The sequence below is a fragment of the Rathayibacter sp. PhB186 genome, assembly GCF_003751825.1.
GTDB lineage: Bacteria > Actinomycetota > Actinomycetes > Actinomycetales > Microbacteriaceae > Rathayibacter > Rathayibacter festucae.
On the sequence record NZ_RJKO01000009.1, the window covers coordinates 39,477 to 63,976 of the forward strand.

The window sequence follows — 24,500 nt, forward strand, 5'->3', positions numbered from 1 at the left end:
AGGCAGTGACGGGAGGGGATCCGCTTCGGCGGGTCCCCTCCTTCGTCGTTCCGGGGGAGTCGCGCGCGCCGGGCATACTGAACGGCGTGTCCGACTCCCTGCCCCCGAGTGCCGACCCCGTGACCGTCCGCCGCGCCTCGGCCGCTGACGCCGAGGAGCTCGCCGCGGTCGCGGCCGCGACGTTCCCGCTCGCCTGCCCGCCGCATGTCACGGAGGAGGCGAAGGCGGACTTCATCCGCACCGTGCTGTCGGTCGAGCGCTTCCGCGGCTACCTCGCCGATCCCGGCCGCGTGCTGTTCGTGGCGGAGGACGACTCCGGGGCGCTCGGCTACACGATGCTCGTGCGGGGCGAGCCGTACGACCCCGAGGCGGCGGTCGCGGTCACGGTCCGGCCGACGATCGAGCTGAGCAAGTGCTACGCGCTGCCCGACCGGCACGGCTCGGGGATCGCGGCGCGGCTGATGGCCGCGACCCTCGACGAGGCGCGCGCGATCGGCGCCCTCAGCGTCTGGCTCGGCGTGAACCAGGAGAACGAGCGCGCGCGCCGCTTCTACGCGAAGCACGGCTTCGCGCCCGTCGGCGTCCGGCACTTCCTCGTCGGCGGCCGCCTCGAGGAGGACTTCGTCCTCGAGCGCCCCCTGCCCTGACGTCCTGCTCCCCGCCGCGAGATGCCACTTGTGCACGCCCGACACGGCGTGTCGCGTGCACAAGTGGCATCTCGCGGGAGGGGAGGGGGTCAGCCCTCGGCGACCGTGAGGACGAGCTTGCCGCGGGTGTGGCCGGTCTCGAGCTGCGCGTGCGCGGCGCCGGCGGCGGAGAGCGGGAAGACGCCGTCGATGAAGACGCGGACGTCGCCGGACTCCAGCAGGCGTGAGACGACGCCGAGCGTGGCGCCGTCGGGGGCGACGCGGAAGGTGGAGGCGCGGACTCCCGCGGCCGCCGCCTCCTCGAAGAACTCCGGCCAGCTGCCGGTCGGCGCGTTGACGATCAGCCCACCGGGGCGCAGCACCGACAGTGAGCGGGAGCCCGTGCTGTCGTGCACGTTGCCGACGAGGTCGATCACCACGTCGACGCCGTGCAGCAGCTCGTCGAAGCGCTCCGTGGTGTGGTCGATGACCTGGTCGGCGCCGAGCTCGCGCAGCCACTGCAGGTTGCGGGTCGAGCCGGTCGCGATCACCGAGGCGCCGAAGTAGGCGGCGAACTGCACCGCGAAGTGCCCGACGCCGCCGGAGCCCGCGTGGATGAGGATCCGCTGGCCCTCGTGCGCCTTCGCCAGCTCGACGACCATGCCCCAGGCGGTCAGCGCGGCGAGCGGCACCCCGGCCGCCTCGACGTGCGAGAGCGTCGACGGCTTGCGGGCCAGGGAGACGCTCGGGACGCTGACGTACTCGGCGTAGGAGCCGGAGTAGCGCGGCACCATCACGAAGCCGTAGACCTCGTCACCGGGGCGCAGCGGGTGCGCCGGGGAGGGGCTCGAGACGACGATGCCGGAGAAGTCGTGGCCGAGCACCGCCGGGTAGGAGGGGATCTGCGCGGCGACTCCCTTGCCCGCTCGCGTCTTCACGTCGAGCGGGTTCACTCCCGCCGCGATCACCTTGACGGCGAACTCGGCGTTGATCGCGGTCGGCGTGGGCACCGTCGCCAGGTGGAGGACCGAGCAGTCGCCCGGGGCGTCGATGACCGCCGCCGTCATCGTCTCGGGGAGCACCACCTCCTCCGGGATGTCGCCGATCGCGAGGCCGTGGCCGAGCGCGCTGTTGTGCATCATCGCCCTTTCCTGATCCGGCGCCGGTGGTCCTTCGAGCAGGCGGGAGGCGGCTGTCCGCCCCGACCGACCCCGCTTCCGCGCGCCGCGTTCAGTCAAGCCCGGTAATGAGTCCGGGCTGTTTCGGCGGTGTCACCCCTCGGAGAAGAAAGCCCTCATGTCCCCCGTACGGGAGGGGTGGGCGCCCGGTCGTCTCCTGAGTGGCGCTCCAGGTGCGGTCTGGCACGATGAGGGGGTGCGACGACGAGCGAACGGCCCCCTTCTCGTGGTCGGGGCGCTCCTGGTCCTCGCGGGGCTTGCTCTGCTGCTGGCCGCGCGGTTCAGCATCGGCACGAGCCGCTGGGTCTACGTCAGCGAGATGGGCGCGCCGGACCTGCCGACCGCCGGGACGTTCCGCATCGCCCTGCTGCTGGTCGCGGCGGGCGGCGTCGCGATCGCGATCGGGGCGCGAGCGGTGCGGACGCGGCTGCTGCCCGGCTTCCGGCCCGCACTGGCGATCCTCCTCGCCGCTCTGTGCTTCGCGCTCGCCTCGCAGGTGACCTGCTCGGCGGGCTGCCCGCTCCCGGTCGGACCGCGGTTCAGCTGGCAGGACCTGATCCACACCTCCGCCGCGGTGCTCGGCTTCTCCGCGGCCTGCCTGGCGATGCTGCAGCTCGCCACGGCTCGGGAGCGGCCCGGCGTCGCCCGACTCTCGCTGGTCGCAGGAGTCGCGGTGGCCCTGGTCGCCGGGACCGGCGCGATCTTCTCGCTGCTGCGGCTGTGGCTGGGAGTCGGCGGCACCCTCGAGTTCGTCGCGACGGCGATCGCGGTGCTCTGGCTGGCCGTCGTCGGGCTCGTCCTCGCTGGCGAGGAGTTCAAGGGTGGGCGGGCGGGCGAGGAGTTCCGGGCGGCCGCGACCGGCCGGGAGCTCAGCGACCGAGCCACTCCCGGACGTGACCGCGGATCCGCTCCTGCTGCTGCGACAGACCTGCGTCCCGCGACGGGACCTGCTCGAGGTCTGCGTCCGGAAGAGCCCTAGCCCACTGCTCGGCGACCGCGACCGGGTGCACCGGGTCGCGGTCGGCCGCGATCACGAGCGTGCGCGCGATGACCTCGCCGAGCTCGCCGGAGTCGCGGTAGGCGGCGTTCCGCGGGATCTCGGCCAGGCGGACCGCGCGCTCCTGGGCCTGCGGCGAGCGGAACTGCAGGCAGAGCGCCTCCGCCGACGCGGGCGACACCTGGGCCGCGCGCTCGAAGAGGCCGGAGGCGCGGAAGAGCCGCTCGCCGCGCTTGGCGCCGTGGTCGTGCAGCAGCTGCGCGATGACGGGGAAGACCGTGAGGTTGTCCGGCAGCGGCTCCGCGGTGAAGGCGGGGCGGACGAACACGGCCCGGTCGATCGGCAGGACCTTCCTGCTGGCGAGCCGCAGGGCGATCGCGGCGCCCATCGAGATGCCGAGGACGGTGAGCGGCTTGTGCGCGGCTCCGGCCCGGATCACGTGCTCGGTCACCTCGTCCGCCAGGGCGTCGAGCGAGAAGTCGGCCGCGCCGCCGATCAACTCGGAGGCGCCGTGGGCGCGGACGTCCGGCGCGATGACCTCGGTGCCGGCCGGCAGTGCCGCGCGCAGGAGGCCGAGCGGCTGGGAGCGGTCGCCGCCCAGGCCGTGCAGGAGCAGGGCGGTCATCGCCGGCCCGCGCGCGTTCTCTCGTGCAGCTCGGCCATCAGCATGCCGGCGAGGCGGACCAGCACGTGGATCTCGTCCTCGTCGCGGTCGACCCAGCGGAACTCGGGGACGGCGTCGATCGGCACGAAATCGCGGTGCTGCTCCCAGACGACGAGGGTGCGCTCGGCGCCGAGGACGTACTGCTGCCAGAAGACCTGGCGCAGGTAGTGGCGCGGGATGCTGCGCCACTGCTTCGAGGTCGTCTTGATCTCGCAGAGCTCGAGGCGGCCGTCCTCGCGGAGGCCGATGCCGTCGGGAGTGGCCAGGTGGCGGCGCTCCTGACTCGCGTGGAAGAGGGTGCTGCTCGGCTCGATCGCGTGCTCGCGGAGCACCCAGGCGGCGATCTCCGGCTCGCGGGCGCGGCCGTGGTCGGTGAAGGCGTTGCCACTGAAGCTCGAGCCGTAGAGCTTGTCGAGCGCGGCGCGGTCGATCGCCGCGGGGGAGGACAGGCGCGCGACGTCGGTCGCGGTGATGCCCCGCGAGCGGGCGCGCAGCCAGGCGACGCGGTCGGAGGAGTCGGCCACGACCCGGCGGAGGTGCGGCGGCTTCGCGTCCACGAAGACGGGTTGCGTCTCCCAGGGGAACGAGAGCTGCAGATCGGGCACCGATTCATTCTCTGCCTGTCGGGCCGTCCTGCCCAACCGGCACGCCGTCGGCGGGGGGAGGTCGGCGCGGGTGCGGGCCGGGTCAGGCGCTGAGGAAGGCGTCGACCTCGGCGGGGGAGAGCAGGTGGCGGCGGACCATCAGGGCGGCGCCGCGGACGCCGCCGCCGGTGTCGCCGGAGGCCTGCACGATGTCGAGGGCGCGGGTCGCCAGGGGGAGGGAGCGGCGGTAGACCACCTCGCGGACGCCGGCGAGGACCTCGTGGCTCGCCTCCGCGATGCTGCCGCCGATGACGATGACGGAGGGGTTGAGCAGGTTGACGCAGGTCGCGAGCACCTCGCCGAGGTCGCGGCCGGCGGCGCGGGTCAGCTCGACGGTGGTCGGCTCGCCGGCGGTGAGCAGGGCGACGACGTCGGAGGTCCGGGCGACGGGGAGGCCGGCCGCGGTGTGCAGGCCTGCGGCGGTGAGGCGGCGGGCGATGGCCGAGCCGCTCGCGATCGCCTCGAGGTCGGCCTCGCCGCGGTCGCCGGGCACCTGCACGTGGCCGAGATCGCCCGCCGCGCCGAGGGCGCCGCGCTGGAGGGCGCCGCCGCTGACGATGCCGGCGCCGATGCCGGTGGAGACCTTCACGTAGAGGAGGTCGTCGACGTCGGCGTAGTGGGCGGCGTGCTCGCCGAGCGCGAGCAGGTTCACGTCGTTGTCGACGAGGACGGGGACGGCGAGGCGGCGGCCGACCGCGGCGGGGATGTCGAAGCGGTCCCAGCCGGGCATGATCGGCGGCTTCACCGGGCGGCCGGTCGCGTGCTCGACCGGGCCGGGGACGCCGACGCCGACGCCGACGAGCGGACCGGCGCCGGGGGTCTGCGCGAGCAGCGCGTCGGCGACGTCGAGGGCGTGGCCGAGGACGACCTGCGGGCCGTCGGCGATCGCGATCGCCTCGCGCCGCTCGGCCAGGACGCGGCCGTCGAGGTCCGTGAGGGCGACGGTGGCGTGCGCGGCACCGAAGTCGATGACGAGGAGGCTGCGTGCGCGGACGTCGAAGGCGACGCGGCCGGCCGGGCGCCCGCCGGAGGAGGGGGCGTCGTCGCGGCGGGCGACGAGGCCCGTCGCGATCAGCGCGTCGAGCTGCGCGGACACGGCGGCGCGGGGCAGGCCGGTCTCGGCGACGACGTCGGCCCGGGTGCGCGGCGCTCCGTCGGCGAGGAGGAGCAGCAGCTCGCCCACCGCGCTGATCGAGGAGCGGCGGCGCGGGGACATGGCTGGAGTCAACCACAGGGGGGTTGGCTTCTGCGCGTCGGGAGCACGCTTTCCCGCGCCGCGGCCCAGGGTTTTGCTTGGCGGGAAGCAAAAGTCCGCGTAGGGTCGGGGGACCAATGTTCGACGTCGATCAGGAGCACCCCCCGGTGGCCACACCCTCAGACCTCTCCGTCCAGCTCTACTCGGTCCGCGACGCGCTCGCGGAGGACCTGCCGGCCGCGCTGGACCGGCTCGCCGGACTCGGCTTCGCGAAGGTCGAGCTGTTCGACCTGGTGAACCGCGCCGACGCGTACCGCTCCGCCCTCCCGGCCGCCGGCCTCACGGCGCCGAGCGCGCACGCCCGGCTGCTCGAGACCGGGGCGCCGGTCGAGGAGATCCTCGACATCGCGGCCTCGCTCGGGGTGCAGACCGTGATCGACCCGATGGTCGACCCGGAGCGCTGGACCAGCGCCGACGGCGTGAAGGCGATCGCCGACGAGCTCAACGGGTTCGTCGACTCCGCCGCCTCGCGCGGGCTGGTGCTGGGCTACCACAACCACGCCTTCGAGTTCGAGAACCGCGTCGACGGCCGCAGCGCCTTCGAGCACCTCGCGGGCCTGCTCGACCCGCGCATCGTCCTCGAGCTGGACACCTACTGGGCCGCGGTCGGCGGTGACGACCCGGTCGAGGTGCTCGGCCGCCTCGGTGATCGCGTGCAGTTCCTGCACGTGAAGGACGGGCCGATCTCGAAGGAGACGTCCGAGCAACTGCCCGCGGGCGAGGGGGCGATGGACGTCCCGGCGATCCTCGCTGCAGCCCCGCAGGCCCTGGCCGTCCTCGAGTTCGACGCCTACGCGGGCGACGTCTTCGAGGGCCTCGCCTCCGGCCTCCGCTACGTCTCGGAGCTCAGCGCATGAGCGGCGCGGGGCGCGTCGGCGTCGGCGTCATCGGCGCCGGCAACATCAGCACGCAGTACCTGACCAACCTCACCGTCTTCCCCGACCTCGAGGTCCTCTTCGTCGCCGACATCGACCTCGAGCGCGCGAAGGCGCAGGCCGAGGCGTTCGGCGTGCCGGCCTCGGGCACGGTGGACGAGCTGCTCGCGCACCCCGGCATCGAGATCGTGGTGAACCTCACGATCCCGGCCGCGCACGTCGAGGTCGCGCGCAAGGCCGTCGAGGCGGGCAAGCACGTCTGGACCGAGAAGCCGTTCTCGCTCGACCGCGACAGCGGCGTCGAGCTGCTCGCGCTCGCGAAGGAGAAGGGGCTGCGCGTCGCCACAGCGCCCGACACCTTCCTCGGTGCCGGCCTGCAGACCGCGCAGCGCCTCATCGAGGGCGGAGCCATCGGCACACCGCTCTCGGCGATCACGCTCTTCCAGGGCCCCGGCCCCGAGGGCTGGCACCCGAACCCCGAGTTCTTCTTCACCACCGGCGGCGGACCGCTGCTGGACATGGGGCCGTACTACATCACGACCCTGGTGCAGAACCTCGGCCCGGTCGAGAGCGTCACCGCGGTCTCCTCGCAGGCCCGGGCGACCCGCACGGTCGGCTCCGGCCCGCGCGAGGGCACCGAGTTCCCCGTGACGATCCCCACGCACATCGGCGGGCTCCTGCGCTTCGAGTCCGGCGCCTCGGCGCAGGGCGTCTGGAGCTTCGAGTCGAGCCTGCCGCGGATGGGCTTCGTCGAGATCAACGGCTCGGAGGGCACCCTCGTGCTCCCCGACCCGAACATGCACGACGGCGAGCTGACGCTGTACCGGCGCGGCGAGTCCGAGCCGGAGGTCGTGCAGGCGACCGGCTCGACCGCCTCGCGCGGCACCGGCGTGCTCGAGCTCGCGCGCGCGATCCGCGCCGACCGTCCCGAGGCGGCCTCGGGCGATCTGGCCTACCACGTGACCGACGTGATGCTGTCGCTGCTCGAGGCCGCCGAGACCGGCGAGAAGGTGCTCGTCGAGAGCACCGTCGCGCCGCGCCCCGCTCTGCCCGAGGACTGGGACCCGAGCGAAGCGACGCTCGTCTGATGGGCGGACCCCTGCGGGTCGGCGTGCTCGGCGGCGGCTTCATGGCCGCCGTGCACAGCCGGGCGGCCCGCAGTGCGGGCGCGGTGCTCGCGGGCATCGCCTCCTCCAGCCCGGCGAAGGGCGAGCGGGCGGCCGGCGAGCTCGGCTTCGAGGTCGCCTACGACGATGCGCGCGCGCTGATCGAGGACGACTCGATCGACGTGGTGCACGTCTGCACGCCGAACGGGACGCACGCCGAGCTCGCCCTCGCGGCGATCGCGGCGGGCAAGCACGTGGTCTGCGAGAAGCCGCTCGCGGCGACGACGGCGGAGGCGACCGCGCTCGTCGACGCCGCGTCGGCCGCCGGGGTGGTCGCCACCGTGCCGTTCGCCTACCGGTTCCACCCGATGGTGCGCGAGGCGCGGGCCCGCGTCGCGGCCGGTGAGACCGGGCGGCTCGTGACGGTGCGCGGGAGCTATCTGCAGGACTGGCTGCTCGGCGCGTCCGACGACAACTGGCGCGTCGACCCGGCGGCGGGCGGGCGCTCCCGCGCCTTCGCCGACATCGGCTCGCACCTGGTCGACCTGCTCGAGTTCGTGACCGGCGAGCGGATCGCGGCGCTCGCGTCGCTCACGAGCACGGTGCACGCGGAGCGCGGCGGGCGTCGGGTCGAGACGGAGGACGCCGCCGGGGTGATCGTCCGCCTCGAGGGCGGCGCCGTCGGCACGCTGCTCGTCTCCCAGGTGACCGCCGGGCACCGCAACGAGCTGGTGCTCGAGGTGTCGGGGCTCGAGGAGTCGCTGCGGTTCGAGCAGGAGCTGCCCGAGACGCTGTGGGTCGGGCGGCGCGACAGCGCGACGCTCGTTCCGCGCGACGGGTCGATCCTCCGCCCTGATGCGGCGCGGCTCTCGATCGTGCCGAGCGGGCACCCGATGGGCTACCAGGACGCGTTCACCGCGTTCGCCCGGGACACCTACGCCGCCGTCGCGGGTGCCGAGGTCGAGGGTCTGCCGACCTTCGCGGACGGCCTGCGTGCCGCCCGCATCACCGACGCCGTCCTCGACGCCTCGGCGGCGGGCGCCTGGGTGGACGTGCCGGCCTAGCCCCCTCCGCGAGATGCCACTTGTGCACGCCTTTCACGGCGTGTCGCGTGCACAAGTGGCATCTCGCGGGAGTCCGGCTTACGCGGACTCGGCGTCCTTGGCGGCTCGCTCGGACTTCAGGCGGGCCTGCTCGCGGCGGACCTCGGCGTAGGAGTTCTGCTCGACGCGGAGCCACTCGGGGACCTCGTCGAGGAGGGCCTGGATCTGCTCGGTGGTCAGCGCCTCGTCGATGCCGCCGCGGGCGAGACCCGAGATCGAGACGTTGAGGCGCGAGGCGATGACGGGGCGCGGGTGCGGGCCGGTCTCGCGGAGCTTGGTCAGCCACTCCGGCGGGTTCGCGACGAGGTCGTCGTACTGCTCGCGCGTGATCGCCGACTCCTGGAACTCCTCCGGAGTCGCGGGGAGGAAGATCTGGAGCTTCTTCGCCGCGGTCGCAGCCTTCATCGTCTGTGTCGCCTTGGCCATGCGGCAACCCTACCGGTGGGCGCGCAGGACCTACCCTGGTCGGATGAGCGACGAGCCGGACCCCCGCGAGCAGCCGGCACCCCGCGAGGACGCGGTCGGCCTGGACGACGGGGCCGATGCCACTGAGACGGACGTGGAGACGCCTGCGCCGGACGCCACCGAGCCGGTTGACGTCGAGCCGGACGACGTCGAGCCGGAAGGTCCCGCGCTTCTGATCGCCCTGGTGCCCGGCGTCACGCCGACCAAGTGGACCCGGGTCTGGTCCGAGCGCCGCCCCGACCTGCGGCTCCGCGTGCTCCCGATCGCGGAGAGCGAGCAGGAGGAGGTGCTGCGCGACGGCCGCGCGCAGATCGTCTTCGTGCGCGGGGACCTGCGCAGCGACTCCGTCAGCTCGATCCTGCTCTACGAGGAGCAGCCCGTCGCGATCCTGCCCCGGGACCACCCGTTCGCGGACGCCGAGGAGATGGACGTCGCCGACCTCGCCGACGAGCACCTGCTGCAGGAGCCGGAGACGGTGCCGGAGTGGGCGGCGCTCGCCGCGGAGATCGCGGACGGCACCCGCCGGGCGCTGCCGCGGATGGCCGGCCTCGACGACGCCGTCGAGCAGGTCGCCGCAGGAGTCGGCGTGCTGATCGTGCCGCAGTCGGTCGCCCGCGTGCACAGCCGGAAGGACGTGCGGGTCGTCCCCGTCACCGGCGTCGCGCCCACCAGCATCCGCCTCGCCTGGGCGACCGAGGACAAGACCGACGACGTCGAGGACTTCATCGGCGTGGTCCGCGGCCGCAGCGCGAACACGACGCGCGGCACAGCGGCGACGCCGAAGGTCGAGTCGCGGGCGAAGGCGGCGAAGGCGAAGGCCCGCGAGGCGCGGGAGAAGCTGGAGAAGGCCGGCGGCGGGAAGAAGAAGCCCGCCCGCCCCGGCGGTACCGCACGGCCGGCTGTGCGGCGGACCCGGAAGCCCCGTGGGCGCTGAGCTCGACGGGGTTCCGCGCTGGAGCCTCCGGGCGGGGCGGCTCGACGACGCCCCGGTGATCGCCGAGCTGCGCGCCGTCGTGATGCGGCCCGACCTCGAGCGGCTCGACCGCTACGACGAGCACCGGGTGCGGCACCGCTTCCTGGACGGCTACCGGCCCGAGCACACCCGCGTGATCGAGGCGGACGGCCAGGTCGTCGGCTGCATCGCGTCGCGCCTCGAGGACGACGCGGTCTGGATCGAGCACTTCTACCTCGCGACCGCCGCGCAGGGGCGCGGGATCGGCGGGGCGGTCCTCCGGCGGGTGATGCTCGAGGACGGGCGCGCCGACCGGCCCTTCCGCCTCGACGTGCTGCGGGGGAGCGCCGCACGCCGGCTCTACGAGCGGCACGGCTTCCGCTGGGAGCGGCCCGAGGGGGAGTGGGACGAGATCCTCGTCGCGCCGCCGCTCGCGGCTGCCGTGGATTGACCGCGACTCCGGAGCACCTCCGGCTCGCGGAATCGGCTCCGGCTCGCGGGAATCGGCCGGTTCGACGAGCCGGACGAGGTTCCGCGTGCCGGAGGTCCATCGGTGGGCCCGCTCCCGGCCGGCGGGGCTAGGGTGCGCAGATGCCCACGAGCGATGAGACCTGGACCCTGGCCGACCACGATGTACCGGTGTACTGCAGCGGAGAGGGCGGGCGCGTCCTGATCCTGATCCACGAGGTGTGGGGGGTCGACGGCCACATCCGCTCGGTCGCCGACCGGTACGCGGCCGAGGGCTTCCAGGTCGTCGCGCCCGAGCTGCTCGCCGACAGCGGTCTGCTCGAGCAGCTCGAGACCGAGCAGCGCGCGGACTACGACCACCCGGTCCGCCGGCTGCCGCGCCAGGTGGAGCTGCGGACGTTCTTCGCCCCGGTGTTCACACCGCAGCACGCGGTGCGGACGATCGCGATCCTCCGGGCGCTGGTCGAGCGGCTCCTGCGCGAGGAGGGGACGACGAGCGTCTCCGTCACCGGCTTCTGCTACGGCGGCACCTTCAGCTGGGCCCTCGCGCTCGCGGAGCCGCGCGTGGCCGCGGCCGTGCCGTTCTACGGGCACAACACCGCCTCGGCGGAGGAGCTCGGCTCGCTGCGCGTGCCGGTCCTCGCGTTCTACGGCGAGCAGGACGAACCGCTGATGGCGCAGGTCCCCGGGATCCGCGAGGCGACCGCGGGCAAGGACGTGGAGATCGTCGTGTATCCGGGAGCCGGGCACGCGTTCTTCAACGACGCGAACGAGGGCATGTACCGGGCGGATGCGGCGACGGACGCGTGGCCGCGTGCGCTGGCGTTCCTGCGGGAGCACGCGGGCTGAGGCGGGGCCTCAGCGGGAGGCGCGGCCGACCGAGGAGCAGGCGCTTTCTGCTGGTCGAGTAGCGCGCAGCGCGTATCGAGACCCGCTGTTCGAACGGTGGTGGATCTCGATACGCCCGCTGCGCGTGCTACTCGATCAGCATGGCTGTGCTGCCTGCTGCCTGCTGCCTGCAGCTCCGCGCCGTGCATGCTGGTCGAGTGGCGCCGGAGGCGCGTATCGAGACCCGGCCTCGTCTGCGGTGGTGGATCTCGAAACGCCCGCTGCGCGGGCTACTCGATCAGCAGGACTGCGCTGCATGGTGCATGCAGCTCCTCGATCAGCATGGGCTCACGCGACGTCGCGGACGTGGCCGTTCTTGAGGTGCAGGCGGCGCTGGGCGCGGCGGGCGACGGCGGAGTCGTGGGTGACGATGACGAGGGTGAGGCCGAGGTCCTTCCAGAGGGTCTCGAGCAGCGTCATGATGTCGTCGCGGGTGTCCTCGTCGAGAGCGCCGGTCGGCTCGTCGGCGAGGAGCACCGTCGGGTTCTTGACCAGTGCGCGGGCGATCGCGACGCGCTGCTGCTGACCGCCGGAGAGCTCGGCGGGCAGGTGGTCGAGCCGGTCGGCGAGACCGACGGAGGCGAGGGCCGTCTTCGCCCGCTCGGCCCGCTCCGCCCGGGGGACGCGCTGGGGAGCGAGCGCCGTCTCCACGTTCTCGAGCGCGGTGAGCGTCGGGATCAGATTGAAGCTCTGGAAGACGATCCCCACCTCCCGCGCCCGGATCGAGGCGAGACGCGCGTCGCCCGCCGAGGAGATCTCGTGCTCGCCGAGGACGACGGTGCCCGAGGTGGGCCGGTCGAGGGCGCCGAGCATCTGCAGCAGCGTCGACTTGCCGCCACCGGTCGGTCCCTGGATCGCGACCATCTGCCCGTCCGGGATCGTGAGGGTGACGTCCTTCAGCGCGGTGACCGTCGTCTTCGCGCCGTCGTAGCTCTTGGTGACGTTCGTGAGGGTGTACATGCGGGTGTCCTTCCGGGGACGAGGAGTCGAGGGGACGAGGAGACGAGGGGGTCAGCCGACCGAGCGGAGCGCGGCCGCGGGGCGCAGACGCGAGGCGCGCCAGCCGCCGAGGGCTCCGGCGAGGAGTCCGCCGAGGACGGCGAGGCCGACCGCGAGCAGGATCACCGGCACGGTGACGGGGAGCGAGAGCGCCACCTCGGTGGCCGCGGCGGTCTGCGCGGCGCCGGGGCCGCCTCCGCCGAAGCCGCCGCCAGGACCGCCGGCGCCCATCGCCGAGGTGGTGGTGGAGGTGCCCGAGAGGGTGGGCGCGATCAGATTCACGATCGTGACGCCGACGAGCCCGAGGACGATGCCCGCGGCACCGCCGATCAGCCCCTGGACGACGGACTCGCCGGCCACCTGGCGGACGATCGCGCCGTTGCTCCAGCCGATCGCCTTGAGCGTGCCGAACTCGCGGGTGCGCCGGGTGACGCCCGAGACGGTGAACAGGATCGCGATCAGGAACGCGGCGGCGAGGACCAGCAGCGAGAGCCAGGTGCCGAGGTTCGCCACGAGGCTGCCCGCCGTGGAGAGCGAGCCGGAGACGCTCGAGGCGAGGTCGGCCTGCGTCGAGACGGTCGCGTCGGGCAGCGCGGTCTGCAGGGCGGTCTGGATCGAGGAGATGTCCGCGGAGGAGGCGGCCTGGACGTAGACGGAGGAGATCAGTCCGGCCTGGCCGGAGAGGGTCTGGGCGACGTCGAGCGGGATGTACGTGTCGGAGGCGGTGCTCGCGTCCGTGGAGTCGGTCGTGACGATGCCGATCACGCTGAAGTCGGTGCCGCCGATGTCGACGGTCGAGCCGACGGACAGCGCGGCCGTGGTCGCGTAGGAGGAGTCGACGACGACGACGTTCTGGCCCGCGTCGTCCGCGGTGAACGTGCGGCCGTCGGTGAGGCTCACGTCGGCCAGGGGGCCGATCGCGGAGCCGGCCGGGTCGAGGCCGAGCACCGAAAAGGAGTCGACGCCGAAGGAGGAGCCCCCCGCGCCGTCCGGGCCGCCCGTGGGCGCCTCGCCGGCCGCCGGAGCGGTGCCTGCGGCGCCCTGACCCGCGGTGCCGCCGGTGCCGCCCTGCTGGGCGGAGTCGGGCAGCTGCCCGCTGAAGGTCGTGTTGTTCAGCGCGAGGACGCCGATCGCGGCGGAGACGTCGGTCACGCCCTGCGCGGTGGCGACGGCCGAGGCGTCGAAGGTGGTCGTGCCGCGGTCGGCCTCGAGGCGCGACTGGCTGACGGAGGTGGTGCCGTCGTCGGTCGTCCCGTCGGTGGAGCCGAAGTCGAAGCGCTGGCCGGGGGCCTGCCCCTCCGTCGGGGCGACGGCGGCCTGGGTGACGGTGATGTCGGTGCCGACGCCGTAGACGGACTCGAGGACCGAGGCCTGGGCGCTGCGGACTCCGGCGGAGAACGAGGTGACGAGGATCACGAGGGCGATGGCGAGCGCCATTCCGGCGGCGATGATCATCGTCTGCCGGCGGCGGTTGGTCAGCTCTCGCCGGAGATAGGTGGCGAACATGGCGTCCTTCGGTCGGGGAGGCCGAGCGGTGGGGTCCGCTCGACGTCCCGACAGTAGGAAGGCGCGCTATGCAGCTCGTCTCGGTCGTCTATGAGTCGCCGATGTGCGCCGCCGGGCCCGTCGGCTCGCCGTGGGGTGCCGCGCCGGTCAGCGCCGCTCCGCGCCGGGACGGAGGAGCCCGGCGACCAGCTCGAAGGTCCGCTCCGGCGCCTCGAGGTGCAGGTCGTGGTGCACGCCGGGGACGCGCCGCACGCCCCAGCCCGCCGCCTCGAGCCGGTCGACGACGGCATCGGGCAGCACGGCGGGCGAGTCGTCGGAGAGCACGAGGACCGACGGCACGGCCGGAGCGCCGACCGCGACCGGGTGGAAGGCGACGTCGCGGAAGACGCCGATCGCCATCGAGGTGTCGAACCGGCCGCGCGCGTCGTCCAGCGAGGCGCGGATCTCCGGCGGGTAGGCGCGGCGCACCGCGGCCCCCTTGCGGGCCTGCACCAGGCCGGCGACGCCCATCGTGAGCTGCGGGACCGCCCAGAACAGCCGCCCCGCGACTCCGCTGGTCGGCAGCGCGAGCGCGAAGCCCGGATCGAGGTAGACCGCCTGCGCGGGGCGGAGGCGCGGCACCGCGCGCACCAGCACCGCGCCGCCGAGCGAGTGGCCGACGACGCCGTCCAGGCCCGCCGGCAGGGTCTCGACGAGGTCGTCGGCGAAGTCGTCGAGGCGGTAGCGGGAGGCGCGGTCGCTCAGGCCGTGCCCGCGGAGGTCGACCGTGGTGACGGTGTACTCGCCGGTCGCGAGCAGCCGCTCGGCGAGCGGCGCCCAGGTCGCCCCGTCGGCGCCGAGGCCGTGGACGAGGGCCAGCCGGCGCTCGCCGTCTCCGGTCGTCGTGGTGTGCAGTCGCATCGGTCCGTCTTTCTCGAGGGGCGGGCGGGGGAGCAGGGGGCGGCGGGCGCAGGTCGGCCCCGGGACCCCGCCGCGGGTCCCGGGGCCATGCCGGTCAGCGGACCGACTTGATCGGGATCACCGCGAGCGCTCCGAGCACCACGAACACGATGCCCGAGACGAACAGCACGGGGTAGCCGCCGGTGAGCGAGACGAGTCCGGCCGCGATCGACGGGCTGAGCGCCTGGGGGAGCGTCGTGGCGAGGCCGAGGATCGCGAGGTCGCGGCCCGCGGTGCTGGCGCCGGAGGTCATCGAGACGGGCAGCACCTCGGTCATCAGGGCGAGGTCGATCGAGATGTAGGCGCCGAAGCCGAGTCCGAGCAGGAAGCTGTAGATCAGGATGCCGGTGGTGGTCGGCAGCACCAGCGGGACGGCGAGGCCGATCGCCATGATCACCGAGGCCCAGACGATGAAGGGCTTGCGGCGCCCGATCCGGTCGGACAGCACTCCGCTGGTGAGCGCGGAGATCAGCACGCCGAGCAGGAGGACGATGCCGATCTGCGCGGCGAAGCCGTTGGACGCCTCGTCGCTGAGGCCGATGTAGTCGCGCAGGATGTAGAGCCCGAAGGTCTGCGCGCCGTAGAAGCCGATCACCATCAGGAAGCGCGCCGCGAAGGCCCAGGCGAAGTCGGGGTGCTTGCGGGGGTCGACCCAGAAGCCGCGGAGGAATTCGCCGAGGGTCTGGCGGGGCGCGGCGACGTCGTCGCGGCTGGAGCGGTCGGGGTTGACCACGACGAAGAGCGCGACGATCACGAGCAGGACCACGGCGAGGACGACGTAGGGCAGCGCACCCGAGCCGACCGTGGATCCGGCGATGACCGCGCCGGCCGCGTTGCCGACGGTGATGCCGAGGCCGATCATGCCGGAGACGCCGCCGCGCTTGGCCGCGGGGAAGCGGTCGGGCACCAGGGCGGTCGCCGCGGCCTGCAGGGCGTTGAGGCCGAGCTGGACCACGAGCCAGATCACGGCGACCATGACCACCGAGCTCGCCAGCGGGAGGCCGAGGACGAAGCCGCCCGCGAGCAGCGCCCCGCCGATCATCCAGGGGGAGCGGCGGCCGAAGCGCGAGCGGGTCGCGTCCGACAGCGCGCCGGCGATCGGCTGCGCGAAGACGTTGGCGAGGAAGGCGACCGTGGTGACGATCGCGAGGTTGCCGATCTTGTTCGCGGCGTCGAGGTCGGCGACGAGGTTCGGGATGAGGATGCCGAGGCCGCCGGAGTTGATCGCGAGGATCGCGACGTAGACGAGGGCGAGGCCGACCGAGAGCCGGCGCAGCCGGAGCGGTCCGGTGAGGACGGGCGGGGTGTCGGCGACGGCGGCGGGGCCGGCGCTGCCGGGCGTCGGCGCGACGTCGGAGAGGCCGTGATCGGGCTGGGGAACGACGTTGTTCATGGGGAGCTCCTGAGCTGGGGGCGGCGGTGCCGCTCGGGGACGCTCCACTCTCGGTCCTCCCCGCCCTCGCCGACAATGGACGGACCTTCCACTCTCGAGCCGCAGGGTGGAGGATGCCTCCATGGCACGGCAGCAGTGGCTCGACCTCCTCGCGGACCAGGCCGACCTGCCCGCGCTCGAGGCGCACCGCGTCGCGCTGCTGGCGGCGGGCGCTCAGGAGTCCGTCGTCGACGCCGAGGCGCGCGCGGCCGTCGAGATCGCGGTGCTGCTGCAGGAGCGGCGCCACCGCGCGGTCGAGCTGGCGGCACTGAACGACATCGCCGGCCGGCTCGCCTCCGTCGCCGATCCGGGCGAGCTGCTGGTCGAGGTGGTCGATCAGGCCCGGCGGCTGCTGGGCGTCGACCTGACCTACGTGGTGCTGATCGCCGAGGACGACCTCGAGATCCGGGTCGCCAGCGGGGACCGCTCGGCGCACCTGGTCGGCGTGCGCCTGCCGAGCTCGGCCGGGCTCGTCGGCGCCGTGCTCGAGGCGGGAGCGCCCCGGTGGACCTCGGACTACGCGGCGGACGAGACCCTCGTCCACGAGCCGCGCGCCGATCGCGCCGCCGCCGCCGAATCGATCCGCGGCCTGCTCGGCGTGCCGCTCAGCGTGCGCGGGCAGGTCCTCGGCGTGCTGCTCGCCGCCAAGCGGGAGGAGCGGCGCTTCGGGCAGCACGAGATCAGCCTGCTGACGGCGCTCGCCGCGCACGCGGCGGTCGCGCTCGACAACGCCAGCAGAGCGCAGGAGCTGCGGGACGCGCGCGACGGGCTGGCGGCGACGCTGCGCCTGGACGCCGAGCTCACCGCGGCCGTGCTCGCGGGCGGCGACCCCGACTCCCTCGTCGAGCGGGTGCGGGCGATGACGGACGCGCCGGTGCGCTGGTTCGCGCACCCCGGCGCCGGGCCGATCGGGGCGGCGCTCGCCCGGGCGGGCGAGTCGGGCGATCCGGGCCGGATCCGGGTGGGCGACGCGCTCGTGCAGCCGGTGCTGGCGGCGGGCACCCTCTTCGGCGCGCTGGTCGTCGACGACACGGAGCCCGGCGCGCCCGGCTCCGCTGCACCCGCCGTCGATGCGGCGCTGCTCGTCGAGCGCGCCGCTCCGCTGATCGCGCTGACCCTCGCCGGCGCTCGGGCGACCGCCCGCGCGGTGCAGCTCGGCCGCGACATCGCCACCATCGACCTGCTCAGCCGGAGCGAGGAGGACCCGGCCGCCGAGAGCCGGCGCTGGTGGGGAGCGGGCCTCGATCCCCGTCGAGCGCACCTCGTGGTGGTCGCGGGCGGCGACCCCGAGCGCGCCCGGCGGTTCGTGGCGGGCCTGCGCCTCGGCGAGCGCGTCGCCTCGGCAGTGCACCGCGGTCAGCTGGTGCTCGTCGTCCCCGCCGACCTCGACCTGTCTCTGCGCTGGGGCGGCGAGGAGGCGCCGGCGGCGGGCTTGGCCGGGCCGGTGCTCGAGCCCGCGGGGCTGCGAGCGGCGCACGCGGAGGCCAGCCGGACCGCGCGGGTCATGACGACGCTCGGCCGGACGGCCGTACTGGCGCGGGCCGCCGACCTCGGCGTCTTCGCGGTCCTGCTCAGCCGCACCGGTCGGCAGGAGCTGCGCGACCAGACGGCGCGCGAGCTGGGACCGGTGCTCGCCGAGGAGGCCGCGCGCGGCGTCCCGCTGCTCCGGACGCTCGAGGTGTTCCTCGACCAGGGCCGCCGGCCCACGGCCACCGCAGCGGCGCTGCGCGTGCACGTCAACACCGTCTATCAGCGGCTCGCGGCGCTCGACCGGCTGCTCGGACGGGAGTGGCGGGGGCGGGCGCTGGAGCTCCAGGTGCTGCTGCGGTTGCGGCGCGCCGCGGAGGACCTCGACGACGCCTGAACCGGCGGGACGTCCGGAGACGCGACCGGCGGGGGAACCGTCGGGGGCCGACAGCGGCGCGCTGTTTCGCGACGCCTGATCGGCCTCCTCGGCGGGTCGGCTCGCCTCGGCGAGGAACGCGACCGAGGTACCGGTCGCCGGAGCGGCGCTCGGTGGCGCCCGGAACGGCGCGGATCCTCGCGCGCGGCCGTGCAGGCGGCTCTCAGCCCGGAGACAGGTTCTTCCGGATTCGAGTGATCCTCGCCGCATTCGCCGGGATGGATCGAAAGGGGGACAGCTCCCTAGCTTTCCCCTTGTCCGGTCGCGGGGGTCTCCTCCGACGCACGGCCTCCGCTCCGACTCCTCGAAAGGGAACCCGTGCCCGAGAACTCCCTCTCCCGCCGCTCGCTCGCCAAGACCGCCGCCTGGAGCGTGCCGGTCGTCGCCGTCGCCATCGCCACTCCCGCTGCCGCCGCGTCGAACGCGACCGTCGACATCGTCGTCTCGCGCGCCTGCCGCACGCTCACGCTCGGCGGCTCCGTGCCGCGCTTCACGGTGTCCGCCGTGACGGGCAACATCCCCGCCGGCACGACCTTCACGCTGTCCAGCCCGCGCCTGGCGAACGTGAGCGTCTCGGCCGCGGGTGCGACCGTCGGCGTCCTCGTCAACAACACCATCACCTTCACCATCGCAACGGCGACCCCGTCGGCGATCATCGACATCACCGGCGTCCTGGGCGTCTTCGCGGTGGCCGAGTTCCGTCTCTCCCTCGCCAGTGTCCCCGCCGGCTTCACGGAGACCAACACGGGGAACAACACGGCGGCTGCGAACCTCACCGGTCTCTCCGCCTCCCCGCTGACCGGCTTCCTCGGGGTCTGCCTCGGGATCTAGGTCTCGATCACCTGAGCGGGCGACTTCGGTCGTCCCCGGTGACCGACCACCACAGAAGCGCCAGGACCGGTTCGGGGTCCTGGCGCTTCTGCGTTCCCGGACGCGATCGCGCCGTCGTTCCCGTCCTCGGGGCTTCCCCCTGCCTCCCGCGCGGCCCTAGGCTCACGCCACCCGGTACGAACCGATGGAGGCGCGATCATGACGGCGACCAGCGAGAAGACGGCACCTCCCGAGCTCAAGCGGGTCCTCGGCCCCAAGCTCCTCCTCCTCTTCGTGGTGGGGGACATCCTCGGCACCGGCATCTACGCGCTGACCGGGCAGGTCGCCTCGGAGGTGGGCGGTGCCGCCTGGCTGCCGTTCGTGATCGCCTTCGTCGTCGCGACGCTGACCGCCTGCTCCTACCTCGAGCTGGTGACCAAGTTCCCGCAGGCCGCCGGCGCCGCGCTCTACGCGCACAAGGCGTTCAGGATCCACTTCGTCACCTTCCTGGTCTGCTTCACCGTGATGGCGAGCGGGATCACCTCCGCCTCGGCCGCCTCCGGCGCGTTCGCCAGCAACTTCGCGATCGGCTTCGGCCTGGGCGACGGCGCGGGCACGCGGCTGAGCATCGCGCTGATCTTCATGGTCTGCATCGCGCTGGTCAACCTGCGCGGCGTCGCCGAGAGCGTCGGCCTGAACGTGGTGCTCACCCTGATCGAGCTGTCGGGCCTGCTGCTGGTGATCTTCGTCTGCTTCTTCGCGGTGTTCGGCGGCCAGGCCGACTTCTCCCGCGTCGTCGCGTTCGAGACGCCCGAGGACAAGTCGCTCCTGCTCGCGGTCAGCACCGCGACCTCGCTGGCCTTCTTCGCGATGGTCGGCTTCGAGGACTCGGTCAACATGGCGGAGGAGACCAAGGACCCGAGCCGCATCTTCCCGAAGGTGATGCTGACCGGACTCGGCATCACCGCCGTCGTCTACGTGCTGGTCTCGACGCTCGCCGTCGCGATCGTGCCGATCGGCGAGCTGGCCGGCAACGACACCCCGCTCGTGACGGTCGTGGAGACGGCCGCGCCGGACTTCCCGATCTCGACGCTGCTGCCCTTCATCTCGCTCTTCGCCGTCGCGAACAGCGCGCTGATCAACATGATGATGGCCAGCCGACTGCTCTACGGGATGAGCAAGCAGGGCGTGCTGCCGCCGTTCCTGAAGAACGTGCTGGCCGGCCGGCGGACGCCGTGGGCGGCGATCCTGTTCACCACGGTCCTCGCGCTGCTGCTCACCGCGTACGTGTCGCGCGACCCCTCCGACCCGATCGCGGTCCTGCTCGGCGGCACCACGTCGCTGCTGCTGCTCGCGGTCTTCGCGGTGGTGAACGTCGCGGTGCTCGTGCTGCGGCGCCAGCCGGTCGAGCACAAGCACTTCCGGACGCCGACGGTGCTGCCGGTGCTCGGCGCGATCGCCTGCCTCTACCTGGTGCTGCCGATCACCTCCGGCCGGGACATCGCGCAGTACGAGATCGCGGGCGTGCTGCTCGTGATCGGCGTGCTCCTCTGGTTCGCGACCTTCATCGACCGGCGCGTGCGCGGCTACGCCCGCTCGGCCGTCGTCGACCCGGAGGAGTTCGACGCGGACCCGGCCGACGAGCCGGCTCCGGGATCGAAGCGCTAGCTGCACTTGGCGCGAGAGTCGACGCGCACGTCCCTGCTGATCGAGTAGCCCGCGGAGCGGGCGTATCGAGATCCACCCGTGGCAGACGGCGGGTCTGCAGACCGCTCCACCGAGGATGGTGTGCTCCTCCTGTCGGGCGTCACGGCCCGGTGGGCCTCGAGCGCTCGGGTCCGGCGATCAGCTCGACGTCCGCGCCGACGCCCGCGAGGAGGTCCCAGAACTCGGGGCAGGTCTTGTCGACGGAGCGCGGGTGGTCGAGCGCTGCTCCCGCTCCGCCGAGAGCGACGAGGGCCGTGGACATGGCGACGCGGTGGTCGTCGCGGGTGCCGATCTCGGCGGAGCGCGGGGTCCCGGGGTGGATCAGCCAGCCGTCCGGGCGCTCCTCGACCTCGATCCCGAAGGCGGTCAACGCGGCTGTGAGTGCGTCGATCCGGTCGCACTCGTGCTGGCGGATGTGCTCCACTCCGACGATCTCGGTCGGGGCGTCGGCGAAGACGGCGAGCGCGGCGGTCGTCAGCGCGACGTCGGAGCAGTCGTTCAGATCCAGCCGCGCGCCGCCGCGCAGGCGGTCGAGATCGCCGGGCCGCGTCACCGTCAAGCCGCGACCTCCGTCGTCCCACACGGTCTCGCAGCCGAACCGCTCGAGGATCTCGAGGAAGCGGGTGTCCGGCTGCCGGCTCGCGCGCACCACGTTCGGCAGCCGGATCGACCCGCCGAGGATCGCGGGGAGCGCGGCGAAGTAGGAGGCGGTCGACGCGTCCGCCTCGATCTCCAGGTCGGTCGCAGAGGTGGGTCCCGCGTGCACGGTGATCGAGCGGCGGTCGGCGCTCCGCTCGACGGTCGCGCCGAAGCGGCGGAGCGAGTCGACGGTCATGTCGACATAGGCGCCCTGGACGACGGCGCCCCGCGCGCGGACGGTGACGTCGCGGTCGAGCAGCGGCGCCGAGAGGAGGAGCCCGCTGAGGTACTGGCTGGAGACGCCGCCGTCGACCTCGATCGCCGCGGGCACGCGGCCGCCGCCCCGGACGCGAAGCGGATAGCGGTCGGGCTCGCCGAGGGCGGTGAGGGCGCCGGGGAACGACTCGAGCGCGGCGAACAGGCCGGCCATCGGGCGCCGCGTCATCTGCTCGCTCGCGGTCAGCGTCCACTCGCCCGGCCCGCCGAAGGCGAGGAAGCAGGGCAGGAAGCGGGCGATCGTGCCCGCCGAGCCGACGTGGAGCTCCGCGTGATCGACAGGGCGAAGGGCACCGAGCCCGGTGATCGAGATCGTGTCGTCCTTGTCGATCGCGGTGGCGCCCAGTGCACGGGCGACGGTCGCGCCGTGCCGGGTGTCGTCGCTGCGGAGGGGGCGCCGCAGCACCGACGTGCCCCGCGCGGCGAGGGCGAGGACGATCGCCCGGTTCGTCAGGCTCTTGCTCCCGGGGACCGTGACGCAGCCCGAGACGGCGGCGTTCAGCGGCCGCACGATCGCGCGCGAGGAGTCCGGCATCGTTCTGCTCCGTCCGTTCGGGCGCGCGAGTGTGCGCCAGCTGCACGATAGCGGCGGGCGATCCGCCCGCTGTCCGTGATGGCGCGCGGTGCGGCGGTCACCGGCGCGCCTCTCCGGCCGCGCACAGTCGAGGCATCGCCAGGTCATAGCGCGCTCATAGGAAACTCCTGATACTGGGGAGACATGAGCACCCCGGCCCCCTCGAAGCATCTCGCCTCCGCGCAGCGCACCCGCCTCAAGCGAGCGGACGGCACGCCGATCCGCGTCCTCGTCGTCGACGACGAGAGCACCCTCACCGATCTGCTGCAGATGGCGCTGCGCTACGAGGGCTGGGAGGTGCGCACCGCCGCCGAGGGCCGCTCCGCGATCACGATCACCCGCGAGTTCCGCCCCGACGTCATCGTGCTCGACGTGATGCTGCCGGACATCGACGGGCTGCAGGTGCTCCAGCGGATCCGCGCCGACGGCAGCGAGACCCCGGTCCTCTTCCTCACCGCGAAGGACGCGCTCGACGACCGGATCGCCGGGCTCACCGCCGGCGGCGACGACTACGTCACCAAGCCGTTCTCCCTCGAGGAGCTCGTCGCCCGGATGCGCGGGCTCATCCGCCGCTCCACCCTGCTCGCCAACGACGCCGACGACCCCGAGGTCGTGGTGGGCGACCTCGTCCTCAACGAGGACAGCCACGAGGTGCGCCGGGCCGGCACCGACATCGAGCTGACCGCGACCGAGTTCGAGCTGCTGCGCTTCCTGATGCGCAACCCGCGCCGCGTGCTCAGCAAGGCGCAGATCCTCGACCGGGTCTGGTCCTACGACTTCGGCGGCAAGTCGAGCGTGGTCGAGATCTACATCTCCTACCTCCGCAAGAAGATCGACGCGGGCCGCTCGCCGATGATCCACACGGTCCGCGGCGCCGGCTACCTGCTGAAGCCCGCCGAGCAGTGACGACCGAGGGCGGGCGGCTGCGGCCCACACTCGGCGACTTCGCGACCCGGTCGGCACTGCGCCGTTCGAACGCCACCCGACGCGCGCCCTGGACGCTGCGGCGCCGGATGGTCGTCGCCGTCGTCGCGCTGGTCGCGGTGATCGCGGGGATCGTCGGGACGGTCAGCGTGCTGTCGCTGCGCGGCATCCTCTACGACAACGCGGAGACGCAGCTCTCGGAGTCGCTGGACCGGCTGGCCGGCTTCGACGGGCCGGGCCAGTTCGCCGGCTCCAGCGCGATCGAGCGGGCGACCACCTGCCCGAGCGGCGACTTCGAGGGACGCCCGAACCAGGACACCCAGACGATCACGGCGGTGCTCGGGGCGTCCGGTGCCTACACCGGCGCGTACATCGACAGCTCCGGGGCCTGCCAGGAGTTCGCCGACCCGGCCGACTCCGTGCTGGCCGCCGCGGTCGCCGACGCCGGTGACGCGACCACCCTCGATCTCGGCGACGCCCTCGGCCAGTACCGCGCAGAGGCGCGCGTGATCGACGGCTCGGTCGTGATCGTCGGAGTGCCCCTCGGCGAAGCCGAGGACACGCTCCGGACCCTGACCACCGTGGTGGTCGTCGTCGTCCTGCTCGCGATGCTGCTGGTCGCCCTGATCGCGACCGCGATCATCCGGGTGGCGCTGCGGCCGCTCGAGCGGGTGGAGGCGACCGCGACCCGTGTCGCCGAGCTGCCGCTCGAGCGCGGCGAGGTCGAGCTGATCGAGCGGGTGCCGGAGGAGGACGCCGACGTCCGCACCGAGGTCGGCCGGGTGGGCGCCGCCTTCAACCGCATGCTCGACCACGTCGGCGGTGCTCTGGAGTCGCGCCAGGCCAGCGAGAACAAGGTCCGCCAGTTCGTCGCCGACGCCTCGCACGAGCTGCGCACGCCGCTCGCGGCGATCCGCGGCTACGCCGAGCTGCCCCGCCGCGGCGACGTCGAGCTGTCGGAGTCGGCGAGCTACTCGCTCGACCGGATCGAGTCGGCCGCCACCCGGATGACCTCGCTGGTCGAGGACCTCCTCCTGCTCGCGCGCCTCGACGAGGGCCGCGATCTCGAGAAGGAGCCGGTCGACCTGACGATGGTGCTGATCGAGGCCGTGTCCGACGCCCACGTCGCCGGACCGGACCACGAGTGGGACCTCGACCTGCCGGAGGAGCCGATCGAGATCCGCGGCGACGGCTTCCGGCTGCACCAGGTGGTCGCGAACCTGCTGCGGAACGCCACCGTGCACACGCCGCCGGGCACGCGCGTCGTCGCGGCGCTCGCCGAGGACCGCGACGAGCGCGGCCGGCCGATCGCGGTGGTGACGGTCACCGACTCCGGTCTGGGGATCGACGAGGCGCTGGTGCCGGTGCTGTTCGAGCGCTTCGCCCGCGGCGACTCCTCGCGGGCGCGGACCACCGGCTCGACCGGGCTGGGCCTGGCGATCGTGGCGGCCGTGGTCGAGGCGCACGGCGGGCGCGTGCTGGTCGAGTCGGAGCCGGGGCGCACCAGCTTCCGGGTGGAGCTGCCCGCGGGCTGACGCGGCGGGTGCGATCTGCAGGCGATGCCGTCCGG

The 24,500-nt window shown here is 73.6% G+C and carries 23 protein-coding genes; 13 read left to right on the top strand and 10 right to left on the bottom strand.

Going from position 1 to position 24,500, the window contains the following annotated elements; all coding sequences use genetic code 11:
* Window positions 1-86: 86 nt before the first annotated feature.
* A complete protein-coding gene (locus EDF45_RS18060) occupies window positions 87-647 on the top strand; it encodes a GNAT family N-acetyltransferase (protein ID WP_221181157.1) in 561 nt (186 codons plus the stop codon).
* An 89-nt stretch (window positions 648-736) separates the two neighbouring features.
* Here EDF45_RS18060 and EDF45_RS18065 read toward each other — a convergent pair whose 3' ends face one another.
* Window positions 737-1,765: an NADP-dependent oxidoreductase gene (locus tag EDF45_RS18065; protein ID WP_397460062.1), complete on the bottom strand. Its 1,029-nt coding sequence runs from the start codon at window positions 1,763-1,765 to the stop codon at window positions 737-739.
* A 235-nt stretch (window positions 1,766-2,000) separates the two neighbouring features.
* On the opposite strand from EDF45_RS18065, the gene EDF45_RS18070 reads away from it, so the two are divergent.
* Window positions 2,001-2,783, top strand: coding sequence for a DUF998 domain-containing protein (locus EDF45_RS18070; RefSeq protein WP_260312290.1), 783 nt, complete (start codon window positions 2,001-2,003; stop codon window positions 2,781-2,783).
* Here the strand turns inward: EDF45_RS18070 and EDF45_RS18075 are convergent.
* The 3 genes from EDF45_RS18075 to EDF45_RS18085 all read right to left on the bottom strand — a co-directional run bounded on the left by EDF45_RS18075 (window position 2,674) and on the right by EDF45_RS18085 (window position 5,325).
* On the bottom strand, window positions 2,674-3,426 hold the full coding sequence (locus EDF45_RS18075) for an alpha/beta fold hydrolase (RefSeq protein WP_123737385.1): 753 nt from the start codon (window positions 3,424-3,426) through the stop codon (window positions 2,674-2,676). The two genes, EDF45_RS18070 and EDF45_RS18075, sit on opposite strands and share 110 nt — an antisense overlap.
* Entirely contained in the window at window positions 3,423-4,070 is a 648-nt protein-coding gene (locus EDF45_RS18080; protein ID WP_159422160.1) for a YqaJ viral recombinase family protein, read from the bottom strand. Before EDF45_RS18080 ends, EDF45_RS18075 begins: the two co-directional genes overlap by 4 nt.
* An 82-nt stretch (window positions 4,071-4,152) precedes the next feature.
* A complete protein-coding gene (locus EDF45_RS18085; protein ID WP_123737383.1) occupies window positions 4,153-5,325 on the bottom strand; it encodes an ROK family protein in 1,173 nt (390 codons plus the stop codon).
* Window positions 5,326-5,471: 146 nt separating this feature from the next.
* On the opposite strand from EDF45_RS18085, the gene EDF45_RS18090 reads away from it, so the two are divergent.
* The 3 genes from EDF45_RS18090 to EDF45_RS18100 are packed head-to-tail and all read left to right on the top strand — an operon-like array spanning window position 5,472 to window position 8,409.
* Window positions 5,472-6,221 (top strand): sugar phosphate isomerase/epimerase, encoded by a 750-nt coding sequence (locus tag EDF45_RS18090; RefSeq protein ID WP_260312287.1) that lies wholly within the window; start codon window positions 5,472-5,474, stop codon window positions 6,219-6,221.
* On the top strand, window positions 6,218-7,327 hold the full coding sequence (locus EDF45_RS18095; RefSeq protein ID WP_123737381.1) for a Gfo/Idh/MocA family protein: 1,110 nt from the start codon (window positions 6,218-6,220) through the stop codon (window positions 7,325-7,327). Before EDF45_RS18090 ends, EDF45_RS18095 begins: the two co-directional genes overlap by 4 nt.
* Window positions 7,327-8,409: a Gfo/Idh/MocA family protein gene (locus EDF45_RS18100; protein WP_123737380.1), complete on the top strand. Its 1,083-nt coding sequence runs from the start codon at window positions 7,327-7,329 to the stop codon at window positions 8,407-8,409. The genes EDF45_RS18095 and EDF45_RS18100 overlap by 1 nt, the downstream gene beginning before the upstream one ends.
* A 78-nt stretch (window positions 8,410-8,487) precedes the next feature.
* On the opposite strand, the gene EDF45_RS18105 is transcribed toward EDF45_RS18100, so the two are convergent.
* Window positions 8,488-8,874, bottom strand: a complete 387-nt coding sequence (locus EDF45_RS18105) for a DUF5997 family protein (RefSeq protein WP_123447814.1) — start codon at window positions 8,872-8,874, stop codon at window positions 8,488-8,490.
* A gap of 43 nt (window positions 8,875-8,917) precedes the next feature.
* Between EDF45_RS18105 and EDF45_RS18110 the strand changes: the two genes are divergently transcribed.
* The 3 genes from EDF45_RS18110 (at window position 8,918) to EDF45_RS18120 (ending at window position 11,182) form a co-directional block, all read left to right on the top strand.
* Entirely contained in the window at window positions 8,918-9,847 is a 930-nt protein-coding gene (locus EDF45_RS18110) for a LysR family substrate-binding domain-containing protein (RefSeq protein ID WP_185020261.1), read from the top strand.
* Window positions 9,837-10,316, top strand: a complete 480-nt coding sequence (locus EDF45_RS18115; RefSeq protein ID WP_260312284.1) for a GNAT family N-acetyltransferase — start codon at window positions 9,837-9,839, stop codon at window positions 10,314-10,316. The genes EDF45_RS18110 and EDF45_RS18115 overlap by 11 nt, the downstream gene beginning before the upstream one ends.
* Window positions 10,317-10,456: 140 nt before the next feature.
* Window positions 10,457-11,182, top strand: coding sequence for a dienelactone hydrolase family protein (locus tag EDF45_RS18120; RefSeq protein ID WP_123737378.1), 726 nt, complete (start codon window positions 10,457-10,459; stop codon window positions 11,180-11,182).
* A gap of 327 nt (window positions 11,183-11,509) precedes the next feature.
* On the opposite strand, the gene EDF45_RS18125 is transcribed toward EDF45_RS18120, so the two are convergent.
* The 4 genes from EDF45_RS18125 to EDF45_RS18140 all read right to left on the bottom strand — a co-directional run bounded on the left by EDF45_RS18125 (window position 11,510) and on the right by EDF45_RS18140 (window position 16,058).
* Window positions 11,510-12,181, bottom strand: coding sequence for an ABC transporter ATP-binding protein (locus EDF45_RS18125; protein WP_123737377.1), 672 nt, complete (start codon window positions 12,179-12,181; stop codon window positions 11,510-11,512).
* A gap of 51 nt (window positions 12,182-12,232) precedes the next feature.
* Window positions 12,233-13,726, bottom strand: coding sequence for an ABC transporter permease (locus EDF45_RS18130; RefSeq protein ID WP_123737376.1), 1,494 nt, complete (start codon window positions 13,724-13,726; stop codon window positions 12,233-12,235).
* Window positions 13,727-13,873: 147 nt separating this feature from the next.
* Window positions 13,874-14,626, bottom strand: a complete 753-nt coding sequence (locus EDF45_RS18135; RefSeq protein ID WP_123737375.1) for an alpha/beta fold hydrolase — start codon at window positions 14,624-14,626, stop codon at window positions 13,874-13,876.
* A gap of 94 nt (window positions 14,627-14,720) precedes the next feature.
* A complete protein-coding gene (locus EDF45_RS18140; RefSeq protein WP_185020262.1) occupies window positions 14,721-16,058 on the bottom strand; it encodes an MFS transporter in 1,338 nt (445 codons plus the stop codon).
* A 121-nt stretch (window positions 16,059-16,179) separates the two neighbouring features.
* Between EDF45_RS18140 and EDF45_RS18145 the strand changes: the two genes are divergently transcribed.
* From EDF45_RS18145 to EDF45_RS18155, 3 genes are all read left to right on the top strand, one after another.
* Window positions 16,180-17,961, top strand: coding sequence for a GAF domain-containing protein (locus EDF45_RS18145; RefSeq protein ID WP_123737373.1), 1,782 nt, complete (start codon window positions 16,180-16,182; stop codon window positions 17,959-17,961).
* A gap of 357 nt (window positions 17,962-18,318) precedes the next feature.
* A complete protein-coding gene (locus EDF45_RS18150; protein ID WP_123737372.1) occupies window positions 18,319-18,831 on the top strand; it encodes a hypothetical protein in 513 nt (170 codons plus the stop codon).
* 198 nt (window positions 18,832-19,029) lie between these two features.
* Window positions 19,030-20,478: an APC family permease gene (locus tag EDF45_RS18155; protein WP_123737371.1), complete on the top strand. Its 1,449-nt coding sequence runs from the start codon at window positions 19,030-19,032 to the stop codon at window positions 20,476-20,478.
* Between the two features lie 139 nt (window positions 20,479-20,617).
* Here EDF45_RS18155 and aroA read toward each other — a convergent pair whose 3' ends face one another.
* Entirely contained in the window at window positions 20,618-21,967 is a 1,350-nt protein-coding gene (gene aroA / locus EDF45_RS18160; RefSeq protein WP_185020263.1) for a 3-phosphoshikimate 1-carboxyvinyltransferase, read from the bottom strand.
* A 183-nt stretch (window positions 21,968-22,150) separates the two neighbouring features.
* Between aroA and EDF45_RS18165 the strand changes: the two genes are divergently transcribed.
* Window positions 22,151-22,912, top strand: a complete 762-nt coding sequence (locus tag EDF45_RS18165) for a response regulator transcription factor (protein WP_123447806.1) — start codon at window positions 22,151-22,153, stop codon at window positions 22,910-22,912.
* Window positions 22,909-24,465 (top strand): cell wall metabolism sensor histidine kinase WalK, encoded by a 1,557-nt coding sequence (locus EDF45_RS18170; protein WP_221181156.1) that lies wholly within the window; start codon window positions 22,909-22,911, stop codon window positions 24,463-24,465. The genes EDF45_RS18165 and EDF45_RS18170 overlap by 4 nt, the downstream gene beginning before the upstream one ends.
* The last annotated feature ends 35 nt before the right edge of the window (window positions 24,466-24,500 follow it).